Annotated in this window: 16 protein-coding genes; 3 read left to right on the top strand and 13 right to left on the bottom strand. The window is 36.6% G+C overall.

What is annotated here, in order from left to right; all coding sequences use genetic code 11:
- Positions 1 to 38: 38 nt before the first annotated feature.
- Together fsa and AC0C45_RS18765 are read right to left on the bottom strand one after the other, a co-directional pair.
- Positions 39 to 725: a fructose-6-phosphate aldolase gene (gene fsa / locus AC0C45_RS18770; RefSeq protein WP_472928505.1), complete on the bottom strand. Its 687-nt coding sequence runs from the start codon at positions 723 to 725 to the stop codon at positions 39 to 41.
- Between the two features lie 60 nt (positions 726 to 785).
- On the bottom strand, positions 786 to 1,295 hold the full coding sequence (locus tag AC0C45_RS18765; protein WP_034652865.1) for a hypothetical protein: 510 nt from the start codon (positions 1,293 to 1,295) through the stop codon (positions 786 to 788).
- A 491-nt stretch (positions 1,296 to 1,786) separates the two neighbouring features.
- On the opposite strand from AC0C45_RS18765, the gene AC0C45_RS18760 reads away from it, so the two are divergent.
- Entirely contained in the window at positions 1,787 to 2,083 is a 297-nt protein-coding gene (locus AC0C45_RS18760; RefSeq protein ID WP_013082749.1) for a hypothetical protein, read from the top strand.
- A 106-nt stretch (positions 2,084 to 2,189) separates the two neighbouring features.
- Here the strand turns inward: AC0C45_RS18760 and AC0C45_RS18755 are convergent, their stop codons facing one another.
- Positions 2,190 to 3,641 (bottom strand): NADP-dependent glyceraldehyde-3-phosphate dehydrogenase, encoded by a 1,452-nt coding sequence (locus AC0C45_RS18755; protein ID WP_472928502.1) that lies wholly within the window; start codon positions 3,639 to 3,641, stop codon positions 2,190 to 2,192.
- 512 nt (positions 3,642 to 4,153) lie between these two features.
- Here AC0C45_RS18755 and AC0C45_RS18750 point away from each other — a divergent pair.
- The gene (locus AC0C45_RS18750) at positions 4,154 to 4,294 is read left to right on the top strand and encodes a hypothetical protein (protein ID WP_162837680.1); all 141 of its coding nucleotides are present in this window, start codon (positions 4,154 to 4,156) and stop codon (positions 4,292 to 4,294) included.
- Between the two features lie 71 nt (positions 4,295 to 4,365).
- Here AC0C45_RS18750 and AC0C45_RS18745 read toward each other — a convergent pair whose 3' ends face one another.
- Positions 4,366 to 4,812: a hypothetical protein gene (locus AC0C45_RS18745; RefSeq protein WP_047931957.1), complete on the bottom strand. Its 447-nt coding sequence runs from the start codon at positions 4,810 to 4,812 to the stop codon at positions 4,366 to 4,368.
- A 326-nt stretch (positions 4,813 to 5,138) separates the two neighbouring features.
- Here AC0C45_RS18745 and AC0C45_RS18740 point away from each other — a divergent pair, with 326 nt between their 5' ends.
- Positions 5,139 to 5,294, top strand: coding sequence for an aspartyl-phosphate phosphatase Spo0E family protein (locus AC0C45_RS18740; protein ID WP_016763750.1), 156 nt, complete (start codon positions 5,139 to 5,141; stop codon positions 5,292 to 5,294).
- Positions 5,295 to 5,427: 133 nt separating this feature from the next.
- Here the strand turns inward: AC0C45_RS18740 and AC0C45_RS18735 are convergent, their stop codons facing one another.
- The 9 genes from AC0C45_RS18735 to AC0C45_RS18695 form a co-directional block, all read right to left on the bottom strand.
- A complete protein-coding gene (locus AC0C45_RS18735; RefSeq protein ID WP_047931958.1) occupies positions 5,428 to 6,396 on the bottom strand; it encodes an extracellular catalytic domain type 1 short-chain-length polyhydroxyalkanoate depolymerase in 969 nt (322 codons plus the stop codon).
- 471 nt (positions 6,397 to 6,867) lie between these two features.
- Positions 6,868 to 8,214 (bottom strand): MFS transporter, encoded by a 1,347-nt coding sequence (locus tag AC0C45_RS18730; protein WP_237893884.1) that lies wholly within the window; start codon positions 8,212 to 8,214, stop codon positions 6,868 to 6,870.
- A 656-nt stretch (positions 8,215 to 8,870) separates the two neighbouring features.
- Entirely contained in the window at positions 8,871 to 9,155 is a 285-nt protein-coding gene (locus AC0C45_RS18725; RefSeq protein ID WP_034655212.1) for a DUF5316 family protein, read from the bottom strand.
- A gap of 178 nt (positions 9,156 to 9,333) precedes the next feature.
- Complete coding sequence (gene ybaK / locus AC0C45_RS18720) at positions 9,334 to 9,816, bottom strand: Cys-tRNA(Pro) deacylase (RefSeq protein ID WP_047931968.1); 483 nt, start codon at positions 9,814 to 9,816, stop codon at positions 9,334 to 9,336.
- Positions 9,817 to 10,016: 200 nt separating this feature from the next.
- Positions 10,017 to 12,623: a phosphoenolpyruvate synthase gene (gene ppsA / locus AC0C45_RS18715; protein ID WP_257063809.1), complete on the bottom strand. Its 2,607-nt coding sequence runs from the start codon at positions 12,621 to 12,623 to the stop codon at positions 10,017 to 10,019.
- Positions 12,624 to 12,969: 346 nt separating this feature from the next.
- Complete coding sequence (locus AC0C45_RS18710; protein ID WP_237893883.1) at positions 12,970 to 13,353, bottom strand: hypothetical protein; 384 nt, start codon at positions 13,351 to 13,353, stop codon at positions 12,970 to 12,972.
- 220 nt (positions 13,354 to 13,573) lie between these two features.
- A complete protein-coding gene (locus AC0C45_RS18705) occupies positions 13,574 to 13,735 on the bottom strand; it encodes a hypothetical protein (protein WP_237893882.1) in 162 nt (53 codons plus the stop codon).
- A gap of 402 nt (positions 13,736 to 14,137) precedes the next feature.
- Positions 14,138 to 14,470: a YolD-like family protein gene (locus tag AC0C45_RS18700; protein WP_016766650.1), complete on the bottom strand. Its 333-nt coding sequence runs from the start codon at positions 14,468 to 14,470 to the stop codon at positions 14,138 to 14,140.
- Between the two features lie 14 nt (positions 14,471 to 14,484).
- Positions 14,485 to 15,735, bottom strand: coding sequence for a Y-family DNA polymerase (locus AC0C45_RS18695; RefSeq protein WP_472928498.1), 1,251 nt, complete (start codon positions 15,733 to 15,735; stop codon positions 14,485 to 14,487).
- Positions 15,736 to 15,778: the final 43 nt, after the last annotated feature.

Here is a 15,778-nt window from a genome sequence, read left to right as displayed (position 1 = left end):
AACAGCTTGGAGTAAGCATAGCTTATTCCAAGCTGTTTTTATTGATATGATTTTTTGTTAAGCTTTAACTGCTTTTCCCAATCTGCTGCAAATTTTTCCATTCCTTGGTCAGTTAACGGGTGTTTTGCTAATTGCTCAATAACAGCGTATGGAATTGTGGCAATATGAGCCCCTGCAAGTGCTACGCGCGTTACATGATCCGGATGTCTTACAGATGCGGCGATAATTTGAGAGTCGATGTTTTGAACGCGGAATAACTCAGCAATTTTAGATACCAGCTGTACCCCGTCTTCTGAAATATCATCAAGACGTCCTAAAAATGGAGAAACATACGTCGCTCCAGCACGAGCTGCTAAAAGTGCTTGGTTTACTGTAAAGATTAGGGTTACATTTGTTTTTACGCCTTTTTTTGCAAGATAGCGCGTCGCTTCCAAGCCAGCCAATGTCATAGGCAGCTTAATCGTAATATTTTTATCTCCGTCGTTAATTTTAATCAGTTCTTCTGCTTGAGCGATCATGTCTTCAGCAGAAAGTGCGTCAGGCGTTACCTCAGCGGAAACGGATTCAACTTCCGGTACCATTTGAAGGATTTCTTCGATGCGGTCTTCAAATCTTACGCCTTCTTTTGCTACTAAAGATGGATTGGTTGTCACACCAGCTAGAACACCTACTTTGTATGCTTTCTTAATATCCTCAAGGTTTGCTGTATCAATAAAAAATTTCATCTCACTATTCCTCCTTATTGTTATACATCAATCTGCATTTCAACTTGCGCGAACTATAGCCTAGCCAATTTGCTGCAGGGCATATAGATTTTCTATAGAAGCGTTTTCAATCTCTTTTGCAGTTAATACCTTTAATTTTTCTAAAAATTGTATAGCGTCCACTCGGTCTTCAATGTCTTCTTCTGTACGAATATTCTCCGTTTTAATCTGATGGATACATTCGTTGATGACTTCTTTGTACGCATTCGTTTGGATAAACCATTCTGCTAACAGCGTTTTTGTTGCTTCTCTTTCTTCTTCACTTTTAACTGCAAACAAACTCTCTGTTTCCGTTTCACTCAGCATAAAGCTGCTAAAATCGTGATTCATACAAAGCCAAAAATAACCTTTTTGGCTATCGTAATACTTTCCTTCTCTTAAAAGAAAATACTTGATTCCAAATTTAATTTTATGAGATTGGTTCTCTGAACTAGGCATATGAATTTCTTTTATTTCTACGCTTTCTGACACATCCAGATATGTTTCTAAACCGTACTTTGTATTCACTACTTTTGCATCCAATATGTCCATCCTCATTCTCCTTTTCTCAAATTCTATTTATTTTTATAAAAACAGAGGTCTGATTTTATGTAATAACGAATCCCATTTTTGTGGATGTTTTTCTTAACCAACCGACATGTTTTACTGTTTACGCTTTCATTATATATCAGATTATTCGAAAAATCATCAAAAACAATCAAATTCATTCAAAAAAAGTCATAAAAACGTAAAAAAATAGTCAAAAAAGGTCATTATTCATTAAAAATAGATGAACTTTTACGTTGATTGCGTGCTTCAATGTTTCTTAAGGGAATTACCTTTTCCAAAAAAACCACTTTTATTACATACCCCTTCTGGAAAAATATACTCATTCGTTTCACCGTTTTTTCACTTTAACATGATATCCTATAGTATACTTTTGTTTCACGTGCTAATTCCCATGATTTTTTACTATTTAAGGTTATTCATTTTTATTAGTGGGAAAGTTACATAAATACAACACGTTATAGGGGGACTTTAACATGGATAAGAGAATTGAAACATTAAAAGAAAAGCTGCCTGATAATCATAAGGAGGTTGCTGTTCTGACCTCTCATATTTTTGATGCGCTTGATAAATTAACAACTGAACATCGCAGATATGTTGATATTTCGGCAGCAGCCAAAATAAAGCCGAATCCGGATGAAGAGAAAGCTTTTTTTGATACCATTTATCAAGTGAAAACACTCATTATGTCAGAGCTTGAAAAAACCGTTGAGGATATCGAGCATAAAGGTGATAAAAACTGGCATAAGAACTATAAAGATGGAATCGAGTGATAGGTAAATAAAACGTTTAAAAGCCTGTGCTTTTTGGAGCACAGGCTTTTTCCTTTGAGATTCTCTACACTCTACTGGCTTGATTTGGAGAGCTCTTGGAATTCAATCATTGAAGATTTAATACCGTTACTTTTTCACGAGTCATCGATTCAATACTTTTACGAATGCCTTGAGCGCCCATACCAGATCCTTTTACGCCGATAAAAGGAAAATGATCAGGACCCCGTTCCGTGCGGCCGTTGATTTGAACGGATCCGACTTCAATTTTATTTGCAATTGAGAAGGCTTTATTAATATCTTTTGTAAAAACACTTGCTTGTAAGCCAAATTCTGATTCGTTTGCTATATCAACGGCTTCTTGATCAGAAGAGACGCGGATAATTGGTAACACAGGACCGAATGGTTCTTCCCATGCCACGCGCATAGTATCATTCACGTCATCTAAAAGCGTAGGATAGATAAGGTTTCCTTCACGCTTGTTTCCAGTCACAACTTCTGCACCTTTTCCGAGCGCGTCTGCAATTAAAATCTGAATAAAGTCCGCTGCTTTGCTATCAATTAATGGAACGATCGTACATCCATCTTCAGGAGAACCGACTGATAGTTTATGTACTTCTTCTTTTAAAATATTTACGAGCTCGTTTGCCACTTTTTCATGCACAAGTACACGTTTAATAGCTGTACAGCGCTGACCGGAATAAGAAAATGCTCCGCTTATAATATGTTTTGCTGCTTCTTGTAAATCTGCATCTTCACATACAATACCCGGGTCTTTTCCTCCAAGTTCTAGTACAAGAGGAATCATGCCTGCCTTTTTAGCTAATTGAGTACCCGTATTTGTTCCCCCGGTAAATGAAATCATGTTAATGCCTTTATGTTCAACTAAATAATCCCCAATAACAGATCCGCGGCCCGTTACGACGTTTACAAGACCTTGTGGAATACCTGCTTGATGAAGAGCTTCCATCATCTTAATACCGCTGATCGCTCCTTGCGTTGCGGGTTTGAAGATAACTGCATTTCCTGAAATAAGCGCAGGCGCCAGTTTAGCAGCTGCTAAATTTACCGGATAATTAAAAGGAGGAATTGCGAGTACAACCCCTAAAGGCACGCGTTCAACAATAGCAACTTTAGACTTAGAACCGCCAGGAAAACTATCTCCCTTCATGCTTTCTCCGTTCATATGAAGGGCTTCTTCAACTGTATAGCGAATGAAATCTGCTGTGCGCACTACTTCATTCCTTGCATCTTTTAAGCTTTTTCCAACTTCCTTCATAATAATTTCGGCAATTTCACTCTGCATTCTTACCAGCTCATCCGCCCAGTTGTATAAATACTTGGCACGTTCTTGCAGAGAAATTTCTGCCCACCCTTTCTGAGCTTTTTGCGCGGCATGTACTGCTTCATCGACCTCTTCTTTTGTGATAGCCTGCACTTTTCCAATCACGTCATGACGGTATGGAGAAACAATGTCAATTGTCTGCCCTGATTTACTTTCTTTCCACTCACCGTTAAGATAAAAAGAATAAGTTGATACATTTAATACCGTTGTTGTCATAAAAAGTCCCCCTTAATAAAAGTGAAATTATTATCAAAATTTTCAGTCTTTTTTCACGAATGAAAACTCTGTGAATATTTGAGCAAAAAGAATTCTAGATGCATCTATTTCTATAACTTTTTATATCGCTTGTAACTTCCTTAAACTTGTTGCCTTTAAAGCAGCAGCTTTTCTCTTTTAGACTCAAAACCAAAGCATCATATAATTTAATGAATATTTTGTATTTTTAATATATATAAATTTCTTTCATTCGTACAATACAAAAAAGTTATCTCAACGATTAATAATGTTAATGATTTATGTCCCCATACGAAAAAAATTTATAGATTCCTACTTTTTTAGGGAAAATGGGAGTTTTAAGCTCCCTTGATTATATTTATTTTGAGGGAGATATTGAGGAGATGCCCTACTCTTTTTATTCTATGTGTTGAGAAAATAAAATAAGGGTATATAATAAATATAGGAAAATGAAGATAAAAGTAGAATATATATTCTAAAGGGAGGGATTTATTGTGATTGTTACTTTAGGTTTTGCGGCATCAATTATTGCTTTGTTTATGCTTTTTACTAATCGGACGTCCAATATCCCGGAAGAAATAGTCCATGAAACAACAAATGTTAATAAAGAAGAGCAGTATATGTATTATATATAAAGCGTCTTAACAGACGCTTTTTTGTTGCGATTTTTACAAAGTCTATAGCGGTTAGAAACGGCCCTCACCTATCATTTATCTTTATTTGTCAGTGCCTGATAGCCATAAATAGTTAAGCAGAAACTAATAAACGAAAAAAAGATATGTTTTGGCTTAAAGTTAACTAACTTAAATAAGTCCAATTTTTGATACAAGTAGCTTAGCGGAAAAGCAAATAGTGAATCCATAAGTAAATTAACGAAAAAAAATCTCTTAAAGCTACCAAACGTAAAATGAAAGATCCACAGTGTCCCTATCAAAAAGGGGCCAAAAATAAAGCTGCTATCGTTTAAAACTTTTCCTTTCCACCCTCCTTTTACACTCCACCACTTGTAAGGAATAGCTAATGAGCACATTCCAATTACTAAAGATGAGGCAAATAGAGAAGCGGGAAAATAGGTTCTCATTGATTTTTTTGGCATAAAAACAAGGGAAATCCACGGAAGAAACAATTGAAGAATTCTGATGACGTTGGGCATATTAGTAAATTCTCCTTTCTTATGTTAACATGCCTAAATGTAATCGGATTATGCCTATATCCAAAAAACCGGATAAGCTCTATTGCTCTGTGAGTTATTTACAACCGGTGGAACAATCACAATTAAGACATAGCATAGCTTCTAGCATAACGTTTAAGAGCTAATTCTTTTTAAATGAAAATATCTGAATTCAAAATACGACAGACTTCGACACTATCTATTTGTTACTATATTTTTTAGGTTCTATTTTTAGATTGGAACCATTTTTACATAAATAATTTAACAATTTAAGCCTTTAAAATGACGTGGCAAGTGGAGGAAACTTAATGTGTTTCAAATGTAGACTACTGCTGATAAAGATAGAATTTATACGAAAAATGATGATGATGATTGCCCTAGAAGAAGGGTTTACAAGTAGTAATACGATTAAAATCAGTCAGGATCTCGATGTATTGTTAAATCGGTTTGAAGCTACTTGTTAAAAAATGTTCGTTGATAACAGAAAAAGGATCTTTCGATAAGATCCTTTTTCTGTTGGTAGACAATTATTTGTTTCAAAAAAATGAAGGCTGATGTTATTTAGCAGTACATCTTGATCGCGCGTTCATACTCTATTTAATCATTCTGTGCTTCAAAAAAGTCCCACATCATTTTTGAAGCATTAGGACCTTTTGAATCAGTGTCTGATCCATTGTTATTTCCTCCTGACCATGCATGCCCCATATCCTCTACCATAATTTTTTTCATCCAGATTTTATTTTCTGCATCTATGTAGTCAGACATTATGTAGCTATAATGATTTCCGTTGTCTTGTGACGTATAAAAAGCAGCATTTTCATGTAGGTTTATACCGAAATTCTTATATGTATAAATCCACTGCTGAATTAATGTAGACGCATTAACTGGAGTGACTGTTGTATCTGATTGACCATGAAACGTAATGATGGGAACAGGCCGTGCATAAGGTCCCATTTTTTTATAAGCTTCATCACCGTCAAGTTCAGGATTTAAAGAGCCGTATAGCATGACTTCTCCAGCTGTGATGAGGTCTACAGCATACGCATTACTGCCTGCTGAATGAATGCCTACTGCTTTGAATACATCAGGATAAGCAATAGCCATCACATTTGCCATAAAGCCTCCAGCTGACATACCAGCAAGGTATATATTAGTAGAATCAATCGCATACTTAGCGGTTATGTGATCAATCATATCTTTTATTATGTCTGGCTCTCCATTACCGCGAAACTGGTTATACTCATAAAACCAATTCCAGCACCCGTTGGAATTAGCAAAGTAGTTCATTTGAGGATAGAGAACAATAAAGCCTTTTTCTTCCGCTAGTTTATTCATCTCCGTACCTGCGGCAAAATCATCTGCATCTTGTTGACATCCATGAAGCATAACGATTAATGGTACTTTGCTTAACCCAGTATATGTACTTGGAACATACACCTTGTAAGTAAAATAATCATCATAATTATACTCTTTCCAAATAGGTTGAAAGAACACGCTCTGTAATTCTATTAAAAACGTAGAAGCAGTTAAAACTGGGTTCGCAAAAAAGGAATATAAAGTATTCACGGAGTTTACCCTCTCTCTATTTCTGATGTATATACTCTTTATTTCGTTATATCACAAAATAATCCTTTTATTATGTAGCTGATCTTTTTATATGCCTCTAATTATTTTGTTCTTCATTCTTTAGTCGTACAAATTCATATATTAAGTTACGCTCTGCGTTGGATAACAACTTTAGGTAATTTTATTAAACTTAGTATAACAACTAGCCAATCAAAAAATTTAAAAAAGGAGTGTTCATAATGACGAAAGCAAAGCCTAGTTTTAAACATTACTGGAATGAGATTATACGAGGCCTTATTATCACCAAATAGTGTACAAATTCATAATATAAAACTATAGAAAAAAGAATTCTATAGTAAGAACAGTCCTTAGTACGTTTAATACGAATATACGCGCGGAATACTAGAAAAGGACTGGCTATAAAAGCCCGTCCTTTTTTATGTTATCAAACGATTATTTATTTAACCAAAATTAAAAACTGATATTATTTGGCGGTACATTGTCTCCTTTGTCCTCTTTCTTGAGCTCAGATTCTATGTATGAATCTTTAGAGGACTCTCCCATACGCCAATAAACAAGAAAGCTGATGGCAATACACCCTGCTACATAGAAAAAGAAAAGTGATTCATGGCCGATACTTTTCAGCCATAGGGCAATAAATTCTGCAGTACCTCCAAATATGGCAACTGTAAGTCCGTACGGTAACCCAACACCAAGAGCTCGAATTTCTGTTGGGAAAAGCTCAGCTTTTACAATAGCATTAATCGATGTATAACCTGTTACAATGATAAGTCCAACTGTCATTAATAAAAAAGCCATGACTGGGTTATGTGCTTGTTTCATAAAAAGAAACAGCGGTACAGTCAGCAATGTTCCCAAAATACCAAAGCTCATTAACAGCGGTCTGCGTCCAATTTTATCAGATAGCATACCTGCTATTGGCTGGATGACAACAAATACAAGCAGTGCACAGAAGTTAATCCAGCTTACAACTCCTTTATCCAGCCCTACACTGTTTACCATAAATTTTTGCAAATACGTCGTATACGTATAAAAAGCGACCGTTCCTCCTAATGTTAAGCCAATAACGGTCAACACTGCTTTAGGATGCTTCATAAGTGCTTTAATAGTCCCTGCATTTTCACGGCTTTCAGAGTCCATTTTAGAAAATTGTTCTGACTCATCCATTGTACGGCGCAGCCATAAAACGCTTAGCGCGCCGATTGCTCCAATAACAAAAGGAATACGCCAGCCCCATGAAATCATATCTGCTTCACTAAGAACGTTTTGCAGAATAATTTGAACACCTAATGCCACCAGCTGACCAGCAACAAGCGTCACATACTGAAAGCTTGAATAAAATCCTCTTCGCCCGCTGCTTGCCATTTCAGAAAGGTAAGTTGCAGAAGTTCCGTATTCTCCTCCTAAGGAGATTCCTTGCAGTAAACGCGCTAGTACTAGAATAATAGGAGATAATAACCCTATCGTGCCATAGCTAGGAGTACAAGCGATAATAAAAGAACCGCTCGCCATAATGGTAATAGATAAGGTAAGCGCAGCCCGGCGACCATATCGATCCGCATAGCGCCCCATTAATAAACTACCGATTGGACGCATTAAGAAACCGACAGCAAAGATTGCCGCTGTGTTAAGCAGCTGACTTGTTGGGTCACCTTCCGGGAAGAATTGCGATGAAAAATAGACGGCAAAAGCAGAGTAAACGTACCAATCGTACCATTCAATTAAGTTCCCAACAGATCCTTTAAAAATATTACTTGTAACACGCCTGTTGTTTACAGCTTCACTGGTATGAGCCATGAGTGATCCCTCTTTTCTTTGAGTGTTTAATGTTGATTCTCCTGTAACATGAAGTAGCAAGTAATTTACCAGCAAATCTTTTTAAACAGCTAGACTGTATTGCTTTTTATAAAACCTGTTCAACCAATTACTTATATAATGAGAGCGCTTAAAAAAGGTTGGGTAATTGATTTCAATATCATCTATAGATAATAAAATAAGCGGTTTTAAAAGCGGCGGCTGTCTATTACATATGTAGTGTTAATCCTCCCTTCCATTTATATATTGTACTATTGATTTATTAGAAAATATAATATTTTCTAATTATTTATACAAAAATTTTACAAAGTTCGGCTTTCTAATTTATATGACAAACAGAAAAAAAGCCATGTTCTTTAAGTGAGAACATGGTTAAGAAAATATTCTTATCAACTTGTGAGTGTAAGCTGCTTACATTTACATAATATGTAGAATAAACATAACTTGTACTAAGCTCTAACCTAAATTTAAGATAATTATCGAATTTTAATCTTATCCCTTATTATATATACAGCCATGGATGCTCTATAATTTTGTTGCATTGGCGACCTTAATTTGGCTCATTTGATTTTAAATTCACATAAAAAGCGTTCTATCCCGAGATATTTTTCACCTAAGCTTGTTGTTTGGAAACCAAACTATATAAAATAATGAATGAGAAGAAATACCCCGAGAACTGGAGCAGCAGCTAACATAAGGTTTATAGAATTTGTAATTCTCCACTTCTTGTCTGTTTTTGATTCCGTGGCCAGATTAGCTCTCATTCGATCACCGCTTACAGCTACTCCAGATATAATGATGGCTAGCCCTACTAATAGAATGAAAACGGCAAAAAATACTGTTTCTGAATTTACGTTTGCTATTGTACATCCTAATAAAAGAATAAAAGATAAGATGAATCCTCCAATAATTGATTTAATCATTTTTGCTTTCCTCCTAGCCTTTTTATAAAGTTTCCACACATTAACTATATAATATCATTTTTTCTATATTTTTACTTTTATTTCTGTTATCCCAACCGATAAAAAGACAGCAATTAAAGCCATTTAAAAAAAGCGAAACGCTTATGTCTAAAAGCGTTTCGCTCAAGGGAAATACATTTTAACTCTCTTTTGTGATATCTGCCGGACATATACGAATTACTTTTGATAAGTCACTTAATGTTAACTGTATCTGGTGACCTACACGCCCGCCTGAAAAGTAAATCGTTTCGCAGTCTTCTGCTGTAGAGTCAATGAAGGTTGTGAACTGCTTTTTCATTCCGATAGGAGAACACCCGCCGTGAACATATCCTGTAAGAGGCAACAGCTCTCTTTGAGGAATCATTTCCAAAGACTTTTCACCAGCTGCTTTTGCCGCTTTCTTTAAATCAAGCTCCTTTTCAACCGGTACCATGAAGACATAATGTTCTTTTGATTTCCCTACGGTCACCAGTGTCTTAAAGACTTTAGCAAGGTCCTCTCCAAGCGAAGTAGCTACCTGTACCCCACTCAGCTTTTTAGTGTCATAAGAATAATAGTTGTACTCAATTTTTTTCTGATCTAAAATTCGCATGACATTCGTCTTATCTGCTTTTTTACCCATAATTATCACCGATACTATCATAACACGTTTTGTTTTCATATCTCCATATATTAGGATAGGTAGGTTAGTAAGGGTTATTTTGAGAAAGGCAGGCCGTTATAATGGCCTGCCTTTTTGTATTGACTGAAGATACGTATAGGAATCTACACAAATTTTCATCTATTAATAAAGAAGAAAAACAGCGCAAGCATCTTTAGCTTTTACAATATTTCAATATACCCTTCTGTTCCATGTACACGAATTCGCTGTCCGTCTTTTATCAACCGAGTAGCATTCTCTACTCCAACAACCGCTGGCAATCCGTATTCACGTGCAATGACTGCTCCATGAGTCATCAGTCCGCCAACTTCCGTAACAAGCCCTTTTATCCCTACGAATAACGGGGTCCAGCTAGGGTCAGTAAAGGAAGTGACTAATATATCTCCATCTGATAGATTAGCATTTTCCATGTTTAAAATGACGCGCGCTCGCCCTTCTATCACTCCTGAAGAAACCGGTAAACCTACAATTGCTTGGGACGGAAGATTTTCTCGTTTGTAAACACCTGTAACAATTTCGCCATGAGACGTGATTACACGCGGCGGCGTTAGCTTTTCATATAATTTGTACTCTTCTTTTCGTTTGATGATGATTTGATCATTCATTTTATGTGTGCGCACGACTTCTTGAAGTTCTTCAAACGTCAGATAGTATATATCTTCTGTTTCAGAAATAACACCGGCTTTTACAAGCTGAGCGGCTTCTTTCAGCAGAGCCTGCTTATAAACAAAATAACGATTAATCATGCCATATTTGGGATATTCACGATAACCGATAAAATTTCGGATGAGATTAATCTTTTCTTTTGTTTCTTTTGCTTTTTGTTCACCATCCGGCAATTGCTTCAAGCGGTTTAATAGCTCTTGCTCTTTTTCCAAGGCTTCCTGCAGGCCTTTTTCAAATTTTTGCTTGCTAGCGTTAGCCTCAAAGTTTTTAATATTACCAAGAATTACAGGAATAAGTGCAGCCGGCTTTTCGCTCCAGCGAGTTTTCGTAATATCGATTTCGCCGGGACATCGCATTCCGTATTTGCTGAGATAATCATAGATAGCATCTCGAGTTTTCTCTCCGCCTTCAAACTCCACCAGGTTCTCCAAAAAGTTATCATCTTTTACGTGTTGTAAATAATGGATGACTTCTGGATAAGGACGAATTACATCTGCTACATCCAATAGCGCCAGACCCATTTCTGATGTAATATTGTTTGGTACAGATTGAGAAATCACGTCTGCTACGTTTTTTTCACCTAGCCACGTCTCCATTTTTTCATTGATCCATGATGAAGCATCCATAGCGGCCATAAACACAGCTGTACTTTGTGGATCAAATAAAATCTTCTTTAATGTCCCGATATCTTTTGAAATAAAATCGACTAACTCCGACCCAGATTTCGTTTGGATGGTTTGCTTTAGCTCTTCTATTGATGCTTGATTCTTCTTGATCAAGTCAGAAACGATCGTCGAGTCGTTTTCGATTTGTGCCTTAGGCTTCATAGGCGGCACGCTTTTATTGCTTTTACCGGAACTTTGATCATTTGGTAAAGGTTTTATAAAGTCTCCTCGCTCTATTATGCTTGTAAGTGCGTCTTTCATGAGCGGATCATGTTGTCCCATCGCACCTAACATCATTTTTCTGCTGTCAGGTGACGCCAGCATAGGGGTGACATCAACAAACAGCCTTCCACCGGCTGTACGCATCGGTGCATTAGTTGTTAACAGAAAAAAAGACAATCCGAGTGGTTTCATGGCATCGGTCATCATTTGTTGATGTCCAACAGATATATAAACGCGATTTTCCTGATCATGTGCTTCAGGAATTGGATATAAAGTAGTGATTGGACGACTTTGGACAATATAAAATGTATCATCAGCCAAGCACCACTCGATATCCTGAGGACAATCAAAATAAGCTTCAAGCTGTCTTCCAACGCGTTCTAGCTGTAAAATTTGAAAGTCAGTGAGCGCTTGCGTTTTTTGTAGATCGAAATGAACTTCCTTCGTTTCTGTCCCGCCTTCTTTTAATCCGTAACTAGCTACCTTTTTAGCTGCTATTTTTTTATCGACGATTTTTCCTTCTTTTACTTTATAGCAATCGGCAGAGACCAAACCTGACACTAGCGCTTCTCCAAGTCCAAAGCCTGCATCGATTGATAACAGCTTTCGGTTAGAAGTAATTGGGTCAGCGGTAAATAAAATACCTGAAGCCTGCGGGAAAACCATTCGTTGAACAATGACCGATACGTGCACTTGACTATGCTCAAATCCATTTTTAATACGGTAGGTTACCGCGCGATTTGTAAACAGGGAAGCCCAGCATTTGCTAATGTGCTCAAGGATGGCTTCTTTGCCTCTAATGTTTAAATAGGTGTCATGCTGACCAGCAAAAGAAGCATGTGGTAAATCTTCAGCAGTCGCACTTGAACGAACTGCATAAGCATGCTCTTCCCCAAACTGAGAGAGAGAATGAATAACTGCTTTTACAACGTCAGAAGGAATTTTTATTTCCAGAATGATTTGGCGAATTTTTTCGCTAATTTCACCAATTTGATCTCGGTCATCAGCTTTTAGCATCGTCAGCTGATTCAGTAATGCTTGAAACGTTTCATTTTGTTCAAGGGCTTTTTGATACCCGGCCGCTGTCACACAAAATCCTTCCGGTACTTGTATTCCTTGAATTTTTGATAATGCGCCTAAATTTAAGGCTTTTCCTCCAACAAGTGAAAGCTGTGTATCTTTTATTTCTTGAAAGCTAAGAACTAAAGAGTTCATTCAACATCTCTCCTAACCGGTAATGTTTTATTGATTTTACCAGCAGTAAATTAGAATAAACAGTCTATATCGGCGTTTTTTTATGTGGTATAATTAAAGTAGGAAGAGAAATACATACCTTTTTGTTTGCGGTTACATATTTAAAAGTTGTATAACTAACTTATCTAATTGATTCGTATCCTTTTTAAAGCAGGTAAGTACAAGTTTGAAGGATTTGTTATTCTTCCTCATTTAACACTTTCTTTTTAGAGAATACAATTTCAACATCTCTCCTCATTTTAACCCTTCTTTCATTTGGTCACCTGAAGAATCTAGCTCATTAGATGATTAACTCTCTTTTTTTGAATTATTCCGAAACCATAGTATTACGAATGTATCTCTTCGCTCGTTTCCTAGCAAGTGTATAAATAATCACCTGCAGCACAAGCGCCGCAAGGCTTATCAGTACTACTTGTTCGACAGAATTAAAGGGCGAAAAATATTTCTCCCATTTAGAATCAGGAAGTCTTAACGCATTATAAAAGTATGAGGTACTAAAAGAAACGATATTTCCTAAAATAAGTGATAAATCCGCTCTAATCAGTCCGCTTAGATAAGAAAGTGCTAGTGTAACTATGGCCATGATGATATAGTTTACCTTTGAATCATCTTCAAAATCTTTTCGCATAGATAAATAAACATATGGAATGCAGTAAACGGTAAAAATGATAAAAGGGAGTATTCTTCTCATATAATAATCTCTCCAATATTTAGGATTCGACATAGTTCTCTATTATTATAAATTATCAAAGATAATTTTTCCCGGTTTTTTGTACATAGAAAGTATCTAGAATTGCTCCTTAAGGCAAATTAAAAAAGCACTCACAGGAGTGCTTTTTTACAGCATATTTATTTAAACAGGACGTGTGTTTTAATCAACCATTTTCTGTTTACTGATGACAATTACTTCTTTATTTTTCTCCTAAAATGGCTACAGGGCTAAATACCTCGTAATGAATACGTTCGTTTGGTATATTCCATCTACGTAATGCTTTAAGAATAGCTTCCATAAACGGAATCGATCCGTAGAAATAAAAGACAGCGTCTTTTGAAGGAACAACGGATTGTAACAATTCTAAATCAATATAACCCTCTTTATCAAAATCAGTACCAAGTTAATCCCCTTTATTAGGCGAGCTATAACAGATGAAGGAGGTAACATTTTCGTGATTGTATGTAGAACTCATTGTTGTTTCTCCCCTAAAAAACTAATTTTAAATTATGCATGCATTATATTTCCTGTATGCTCCAATAAAAGAAAAAACGGTTTTTCCCCTTTGTTATAAATTAATGATTAGTAAAAGTTTAGGCCTAATTTTTCATAAAAACACTAATACGTAAATCTTATGTTTGTTAAGAAAGAACGCTTATGAATTTGACTTCTTCTCAATAAAGTAACAGCATAGTTGGGTACGGTCAAAGAGAAAGCTGGCTTCTAATAATCGTTTATAATTTACTGCCTTCATGCATCTAACCTATACGAACCGAACATCGATAAGTACGTTTAATCTCATTTTATTCTTTAACTCAAATGCATCATCAATGAAGACAATTAGTTTCCCTTGGGAGTCAATAAACTGAATGAATCCTGTCTCTGTTATGCATTGACCTCTCTTGTAATATGTAAGGTAGACTTGTTTATTTGTATGTAAGGCTTCAATCAAGATGAAATTAATCTGTTCCATTTGATCTTCTGTTAAAAAAGGTTGAGGTACCTCTGCTTGTTTTTTTATCATTTCCTGTAATCCTCTGTATTGCTCGGGCATAGTGGCAAACGGTCGCCATTTTTTCATTCCTCTGTTTTGCATGTCATCTTCCTCCTTTATGCTTTATGACCTCCTAAAAGGCCGTTTCGATAACGAGCTGTTGAATGCTCGAGATGGCTTGAAGCTCGCAGAACGCTATTCTTCCCATAACGCATACGAATTTCATCAATTGTTTTAGCAAGCGCATAGGCTCTTTCACGCTGGTCAATATCTTCAAATAAGCTCATTTGCTCTTCTTCTTGAATACTAGTGTTCGATAAAGAAATTCCAATCGATCGAATGGGCATTCCGCTATCAAATGTGTGTAGGATGGTTAAACAATAAGGAAAGATATCTTGACTTAGATTCGAAGCCCGCCCCATCTTCTTTTGTCTTGAGAAGCCGCCACCTGTTTGTTTGCTGTAGCCAATGGATAAATGAATAGTTTGTGCCACGACTTGATGCATACGTAAACGAAAGCACACACCGTCTAATAGTTCTAATAGCAGCAATTCTACTTCTTTTCGATTTGTATAGTCTCGAAACAGAATTTGACTCTTCCCGAATGATCGAGAGCTCGGAATATACACGTCAGAAATACGACTAAAATCAATTCCATTTGCATGTTGGTGGATTTCCTCTCCTAAGACACCAAATTCTTTACGTATCATCTCTACAGAAGAAAGAGCGAGTTCTTTTATGGAGTGAACACCTAAACGATTTAAGCGTCTTTCTGTAGCGGACGAGATTCCCCAGAAATCCTTCATTGGGTGAATTGACCATAATTTGAAAGGAATATCTTCGTATCGCCAATAAGCTACCCCTGTTGTGCTATTCTTGGCCTCATGATCTAAGCTCACCTTAGCCAGTAAGAGATTCGGACCTATGCCTGCAGTAGCTGTCAGCCGTGTTTTGCGATAAATCTCGTTAATGATTTTACGGGCTAATTCTTTTGGTGTGCGAGCGAATAAATGCAAAGAAGCTGTGGCATCAATAAACAACTCATCAATGCTATACGCATGAAAATCCTCAGGAGCCACATACTGTAATACCAAACTAGAAACATAGTTCGAAGCCTTGACATACCTTTCCATGGATGGATTTACGACATGGATATCTTTCCTTCTAGGAATGTCGAAAAGACGGCTGCCTGTTTTGATCCCTTCTTTCTTTAATAAGGGTGTGGCAGCTAACACAACTGATCCCGACCGCTTTGTATCTCCTACAACTGCCAACCTTGTTTTTAATGGATCTAGCCTACGTATCACGCATGAAACCGAAGATAACGATAGGTAGCCTACTAAGTGTAAAATCTGGTATGATTCCATTCTCTTTTGGGCTTTCCCCCGTTCCACACCGTGCGTGAGACTT

The sequence above is a fragment of the Priestia sp. VA7 genome (genome assembly GCF_055710015.1).
The sequence above is the reverse complement of the archived record's forward strand: the minus strand, read 5'-3'. Positions and strand labels throughout refer to the sequence as shown.

Coding starts and splice junctions, on each gene's coding strand:
- fsa (WP_472928505.1), bottom strand. CDS start 725: ATGAAATTTTTTATTGATACAGCAAACCTTGAGGATATTAAGAAAGCA.
- AC0C45_RS18765 (WP_034652865.1), bottom strand. CDS start 1,295: ATGGACATATTGGATGCAAAAGTAGTGAATACAAAGTACGGTTTAGAA.
- AC0C45_RS18760 (WP_013082749.1), top strand. CDS start 1,787: ATGGATAAGAGAATTGAAACATTAAAAGAAAAGCTGCCTGATAATCAT.
- AC0C45_RS18755 (WP_472928502.1), bottom strand. CDS start 3,641: ATGACAACAACGGTATTAAATGTATCAACTTATTCTTTTTATCTTAAC.
- AC0C45_RS18745 (WP_047931957.1), bottom strand. CDS start 4,812: ATGCCCAACGTCATCAGAATTCTTCAATTGTTTCTTCCGTGGATTTCC.
- AC0C45_RS18740 (WP_016763750.1), top strand. CDS start 5,139: ATGTGTTTCAAATGTAGACTACTGCTGATAAAGATAGAATTTATACGA.
- AC0C45_RS18730 (WP_237893884.1), bottom strand. CDS start 8,214: ATGGCTCATACCAGTGAAGCTGTAAACAACAGGCGTGTTACAAGTAAT.
- AC0C45_RS18725 (WP_034655212.1), bottom strand. CDS start 9,155: ATGATTAAATCAATTATTGGAGGATTCATCTTATCTTTTATTCTTTTA.
- ybaK (WP_047931968.1), bottom strand. CDS start 9,816: ATGGGTAAAAAAGCAGATAAGACGAATGTCATGCGAATTTTAGATCAG.
- ppsA (WP_257063809.1), bottom strand. CDS start 12,623: ATGAACTCTTTAGTTCTTAGCTTTCAAGAAATAAAAGATACACAGCTT.
- AC0C45_RS18710 (WP_237893883.1), bottom strand. CDS start 13,353: ATGAGAAGAATACTCCCTTTTATCATTTTTACCGTTTACTGCATTCCA.
- AC0C45_RS18700 (WP_016766650.1), bottom strand. CDS start 14,470: ATGCAAAACAGAGGAATGAAAAAATGGCGACCGTTTGCCACTATGCCC.
- AC0C45_RS18695 (WP_472928498.1), bottom strand. CDS start 15,735: ATGGAATCATACCAGATTTTACACTTAGTAGGCTACCTATCGTTATCT.